Raw genomic sequence first — 5,663 nt, 5'->3', positions numbered from 1 at the left:
GTTCCGGGAGTATATCGTGCCAATCCTCGATGAGATCAGGGCGAAGTCAGCAAAGCGCACCGGCTGATACCGCCCCGGGAGGCCAGCGAAAAACGCAGGAAGCAAAATCGTCGACGCTTTTTCCAACCTGGGTCCTGGTTTACTTGACGCTGCCCGCCGTCAGCCCGCCGATCAGCCACCGCTGCGCGAACAGCCCGATCAGATAGACCGGTATAATGCCGGTGAGAGACGCTACCGCCATCTGGCCGAAATTTATCAATCGCTCGCCCTGGAAAAGAGCTATCGCCACCGGCAGCGTTCGGCTGCCTTCGTCATTGCTGAAGGCGGAGGCGAGCAGGAACTCATCATAGGCGAGGATGCCACAAATCAAACCCGTTGCCACGAGGCCTGGCGCCATGACTGGGCCGACAAGGCGAAAGATGATCGTGAAATACCCAGCACCGTCGATCTTTGCCGCTTCGTCGATTTCCACGGGCACCCGTCGCAGGAAGCCTGACAACAGCCAAAAGGCCACCGGCAGGTTGACTATCCCGTTGACCAGGATAAGGCCAGACAGGCTGTTGAGCAGACCAAGCCGACGCAGAAGCAGAAAAAGCGGAATGAGCGCGACCACCGGCGGCGCCACGTAGGTCGCCAACGTGAAGGCCGGAAGGAAGCGCCCGCCGACCTTCAACCGCACCATGGCGTACGTGGCTGGAAAGGCGACGGCGAGCGTCAGCAGGCTGCTACAAACCGCGACCAGCAGCGAGTTCGCCAGCAGGCGAAACAGTGGGATGATCTGGAAGGTGTTGATCCAGTTCGCCAGTGTCGGTGCCTGCGGCAGGAAATACCCGGTAAGCACCTGGTCTGGCGTCTTGAAGGAAACCGAGACGAGATACGCAATCGGCAACACAAAGAAGCCGACCATGACCGCGGCACACCCTGTTGCGACCCGGCCCCGCGACTTCCCCCCAGCTTGACTGGAATGGCTCATCCCGACCTCGTTTCGCTGCGTTTGTGAAGCCAGGTGATAGGCAGGGTGACAATACTGACGAGGATGGCGAACACCAGCGTTTGGGCTGCGGCCAGACCGACATCGAACTCCTGCATGGCAGTGCGCCATATGCGGAAGGTGGTGACGGTGGTGCTGAATCCCGGCCCGCCGAATGTCAGACCATAGACGAGGTCGAAGAGCTTGAACGCGATCACGACGCGCAACAGCAAGATGGCAAGCAGCGTCGGCATCAGCATCGGAAGCGTGATCTGCCAGAAGATCGTTCGCGGCGACGCGCCGTCGACACTTGCCGCCTCGAACACCTCGTCTGGCAAGGTCTGGAGCGCCGCATAAGCGAGGATCGCCACGAACGGCGTCCACTGCCAGGTATCGGCGACAGCGACCGAAAGGAAGGCTGCGGGCATGGTGCCGAGGAATGAGACCGGCTGGTCTATGATGCCGGTGCGCAACAGCACGCCGTTGAGCAGGCCGCCGGCGGGCGCAAGGATCAATTTCCAGGCCACGGCCACCATCATGGGCGGCGTCATCAGCGGCAACAGGATAAGGCTGCGCACCCACCTCGCCTGCTTCAGACTTGAATGCAGCATCATCGCGATCGCCAAGCCCAGTGCGAGCTGGATCAATGCGACGGGAATTGCGAAAATCGTCGTCCTCAACAGGGCCGCCTGAAAGTCGCCATCGCGCTGAATGGCGGCAAAGTTGGTCAGAACCGGCCAATGCTGGAACTGCCGCCCCAGCGAGCTCTTCGACAGCGACAACGCAAGCACGTCGAGAAACGGATAGATGGCAAAGGCGGAGAGGCCGAGCAGCAGCGGCGCGACCAGAAGGAACCCTGCCAATCGCGAGCCGCTTACCGTCGCTCCGGCCGATGTGGAAACCGGGTTGCCTCTATCCATTCAGCATTGCAACCCAAGCCGCCTGGGCATCTTTCATAGCCTGCTCGGGGGTCTTGGTCTGAGCGAGAACCAATGCAAGTTCGTCAGCCAGGCCTTGCAGCATCTTGGACGCCAGTGCCCCGGTAGGCCAGGCAAGCGCGCCATTTAGTGCCTGGGCGCCAGCAGCCTGAACCTTCGGCGCCGCCGCCTTGTACTGGCTGCTGTCGAGAACCGACGTGAAGATCGGATCGATGCCACTGCCGGGAGTCAGTGTCAGCTTGAGGTTCATTTCCTTGCTGCAGGCAAACTTGACCAGTTCCCAAGCGGCGTCCGGCTGCTTCGAGCCGGCCGAGATCGCCAGGCCGAAACCGGCGTCGAGCGAGCCGCGATGCTGTTTGTTGGCGCCGCCAATCGGCATCTGCACCACGGTCCACTTGTCAACAATCTGCGACATTGCCGGATCCTGTGCGTTGACCCCGAGATCGGTCCAGAACTCGATCATGGCCGCCTTACCGGAGAGGAAGGCCGGCAATCCTTGCTCGAACCCGGTTTCCAGCGGCGTCGGCAGAGCATACGGAGCAACGTTAAGCATGGCCTGGACGGCCGCGATGCTGACTTCCGAATCGAGCAACGGCTTGCCGCTGGCATCGAAGAAATCGCCACCCAGACCAGCCAGCCGGTTGGTGTAGCTGCAGCCTATCATGAAAGGGTTTTTCACACCGAGCAGCGCGGTGCCGAAGATGCCGTTCGCTGTCTCGGCCTCCGTGATGACCTTCGCCGTCGCCAGATATTCGTCCCAAGTCGTGGGCGGCTTCTGGCCGCTCCGTTCCAGGATCTCGGTGTTGACGAACAGCACGTGCGAATCGCCGTCATATGGCACCCCCCAGCGCTTTCCCTTGTACAGTGTGTAGGGATCGTAGATCGACGGCAGGAAGTCCGCAGCGGCATAATCCTTGGCAATGCGGTCGGTAACGTCGACGACCGTGCCGTCTTCGGCGAGCGCGCCGAGCAGACAGTACCAGTAGTCGATGACGTCGTAGACGTTGGATCCGGACTGGACGTCGAGGGTCGCCTTTTGCTGGATCTGGTCGTTGGGAACCGGCAGTACGTTGACCTTCGCGCCGGTCGCCTTGCCGAACTCGTCTGCAACTATGCGTCCACCGGTGACGTGCGGCTGGATCACCATAAGATTGAGTTCGATACCCTTGAGATCGGGCGCGCTCCATGCCTGCCGCGGCATCAGAGCGGCTGCCCCCAGCATTGCTGACGTGCCGAGCAATTGCCGTCGTGTCAGCGACATTTGCTGCATGAGTTCCATCAAGTTACTGCTCTTCATTGCGCATTCCTCCACCAGCCTGCTTCTTAGTCGTTTTAGAAAGAGCCGCCTGGTAGCTCCTATTCCGCCCCGGCGTACGCATGTGGCGGTCAAGCACTTCGCCCTCACGCACCCCAGGCTTCTGCAGCGAAGTCACGAAGCAGCGCGGCGAACCTCGACCGACCGTCCGCGTGCCCGGAAACGGCAACGCCAATGCCGATCGCAGCAGGCGCTCCAAATCGCGCGGGCAACTGGATTGCGATGACGAGGTCGTCCTGGGCACTCAGATCGCGACAAACCGCGAAGCGATCGACGCGGTGCATTCGCAGCTCGTTGACAAGATCCTCCACATTGACCGCATGTGCAGCATCGCCGACGGCGTTCCCGTGCCGGAGAATGCCACGTACGTCATTCTCGTTCTCTGCTAGAAGCAGCATCCTGCCCAGGGCGTCCCTGCCAATCGGCAACTTCATGCCGGGACTCAGGCGATTCGTCCTTGGCTCGGCCGACGGCCAGGAGACATGCACATATTGAACGTGCACCCCATTGCGGACGCCAAGCCGGACATTTGCATTGGCCTCGATGCTCAACGCATCCAACGCCTGCAGCAGGCCGCTGCCCTGGAGAAACGTGTCGTGGACCCAGTTGCTCAACAGCACGGAGCGGACGCTCGGTAGGTATTTCCGCGTCTTGCGATCGCGCGCTATGAAACCTGCACCGCTCATGGCCTGTAGCAGCACGGACGAACTTGACTGGGGGATTTCGAGCGCGCAGGCGATTTCCGAGACCGACAGCGGGCGGCGGAGAGCAGCAAAGAGTTCAATGATTTCGAGCGGGCGCGTCGCCGATCTCAGGATGCTGCGGTTTGGCCGGGCTGGCAGGCGGCCGGCGTGATGACGATCGCATCCGGCCGCGCTCACTTCGGCGTCAGCTGCTTCGTTCAGCATCCCGGTTCGTCCAGAGAAAATTTCGGTAATGCGATGCCATCGGCGATGCGGTCGAACACCACATGGACGCGCGCACCAATCCTGAGGTTCGCCTGCCCGCCGACCAAATTGCTGACGACCAGCGGGCCTTCGTCAAGCCGCACCAGACATGTACGGTAGGGCAAGTCTGCCTTAAAGCCGTCCCAATAGGCGCGATGGAAATCCGCCCAGGACTGCAGCGTGCCTTTTCCGCTCGCCGGTTTCCAGGTCTGGCGGTCATTCAGGCACCGAGGGCATACCGGCGCTTCGGGAACATGAGCGTCGCCGCACGCATCGCAGGTCTGCAGCGCGTAAATTGACTTGAGCGCATAGTCCCAGAACGGCCTGTTCAAGGGCGTAATCTTGGGCAACGGCTTTGCCTCTACGGATTTCTCGGAAGCGGAAGCGCCATACGCCATGTCAGCCGTCACGCCCGCGTATAAACGATCGTGCGCGTGCATGGTGTTGCTTGCACGTACGTCACGACTTCACAGTCCTCAACCTGCCGATCGCCGCATTCGCCACGCAGTTGGCGCACCGCCTCGACGTTGAGGGCCCAGCCCTGCATATACGAATTGGACAGATGGCCGCCGTCCGTGTTGGTCGGCAGCCGGCCGCCAAGTTTCAACGCTCCGCCCTCGACGAACCGGCCGCCTTCGCCGCGCGGGCAGAAGCCAAGGCCTTCGAGGCTGAACAGCACGGTCGGACTGAAATTGTCGTAACACATCAATGCATCGACATCGGCGGGCTCGACGCCGGCCATGGCGAACGCCTCATCGCCCGATGCCGAGACCTGATCGTGCCAGAAGTCGATGTGAAAATTCTCTATGGACGAGTTTCGATAGGCCTCGCGCCCCGAAAATCCGCTGATCCGAACCGGCGGCTTGGCGAGATCAGCGGCCCGCTCGCTTGTCGTGAGGATCAGGCAGACGGCGCCATCGTTGATCAGGCAATAATCGAATAGGCGCAGCGGGGCGACGATCGGACGGGAACTCTCATGGTCGTCGATAGTCATTGCCTCCTTCATCACCGCGCCGGGATTGAGTTGCGCATGGCTGCGGAAGGCCACGGAAACTTCAGCGAGTTGCCGCGTCGTCGTACCGTAAAGCTCCATGTGGCGACGGAACATCATGGCGTGGGCGCCGCCGGGCGAGGTGAACCCCCAAGGGTCCCAATGGCCCGGCATTTCACCTCCGCCGTAGAAGACGCGGCGAGATCGGCCGATGTTGGCGTAAAGCAGCGCGACATATTTCGCCTGGCCGCTCGTCAAGGCGATCGTTGCCTCGATGAGGCCGATGCCCGACATGCGACCATGCCCCGGTAGGGTGATCGTCCAACGCGGATCAAGTCCCAGGACTTCGCCCATCCGGTAGTAGCTCGGAATACGACATGTAAGCAGGCCGTCGACCGCGCCCTTGTCCAGTCCGCAATCTGCAACCGCGTTGCGAAACGCCTCAGCCGCCAGGCCATACTCGTCCATGTCGGGAAAGTTGCCGTACGCCGTCGTGCCGACG

General features: G+C 61.4%; 6 protein-coding genes. All 6 read right to left on the bottom strand.

Annotated elements, in window-relative coordinates; genetic code table 11:
- Nucleotides 1–139: 139 nt before the first annotated feature.
- Complete coding sequence (locus EOC06_RS17195; RefSeq protein WP_245469699.1) at nucleotides 140–907, bottom strand: carbohydrate ABC transporter permease; 768 nt, start codon at nucleotides 905–907, stop codon at nucleotides 140–142.
- A gap of 62 nt (nucleotides 908–969) precedes the next feature.
- Nucleotides 970–1,890: a carbohydrate ABC transporter permease gene (locus EOC06_RS17190; protein ID WP_024504905.1), complete on the bottom strand. Its 921-nt coding sequence runs from the start codon at nucleotides 1,888–1,890 to the stop codon at nucleotides 970–972.
- Nucleotides 1,883–3,298, bottom strand: a complete 1,416-nt coding sequence (locus EOC06_RS17185; RefSeq protein WP_245469696.1) for a sugar ABC transporter substrate-binding protein — start codon at nucleotides 3,296–3,298, stop codon at nucleotides 1,883–1,885. Before EOC06_RS17185 ends, EOC06_RS17190 begins: the two co-directional genes overlap by 8 nt.
- Nucleotides 3,299–3,309: 11 nt before the next feature.
- Nucleotides 3,310–4,131 (bottom strand): helix-turn-helix domain-containing protein, encoded by an 822-nt coding sequence (locus EOC06_RS17180; protein ID WP_024504903.1) that lies wholly within the window; start codon nucleotides 4,129–4,131, stop codon nucleotides 3,310–3,312.
- Nucleotides 4,125–4,610 (bottom strand): Zn-ribbon domain-containing OB-fold protein, encoded by a 486-nt coding sequence (locus EOC06_RS17175; RefSeq protein WP_196815414.1) that lies wholly within the window; start codon nucleotides 4,608–4,610, stop codon nucleotides 4,125–4,127. Before EOC06_RS17175 ends, EOC06_RS17180 begins: the two co-directional genes overlap by 7 nt.
- On the bottom strand, nucleotides 4,577–5,663 hold a 1,087-nt coding region (locus tag EOC06_RS17170; RefSeq protein WP_206631202.1), incomplete at its 5' end, for a thiolase family protein. The genes EOC06_RS17175 and EOC06_RS17170, both read right to left, overlap by 34 nt.

The sequence above is a fragment of the Mesorhizobium sp. M7A.F.Ca.MR.362.00.0.0 genome (assembly GCF_004023175.1).
Taxonomy (GTDB): domain Bacteria; phylum Pseudomonadota; class Alphaproteobacteria; order Rhizobiales; family Rhizobiaceae; genus Mesorhizobium.
This window is presented reverse-complemented; position numbering and strand designations above follow the sequence as displayed.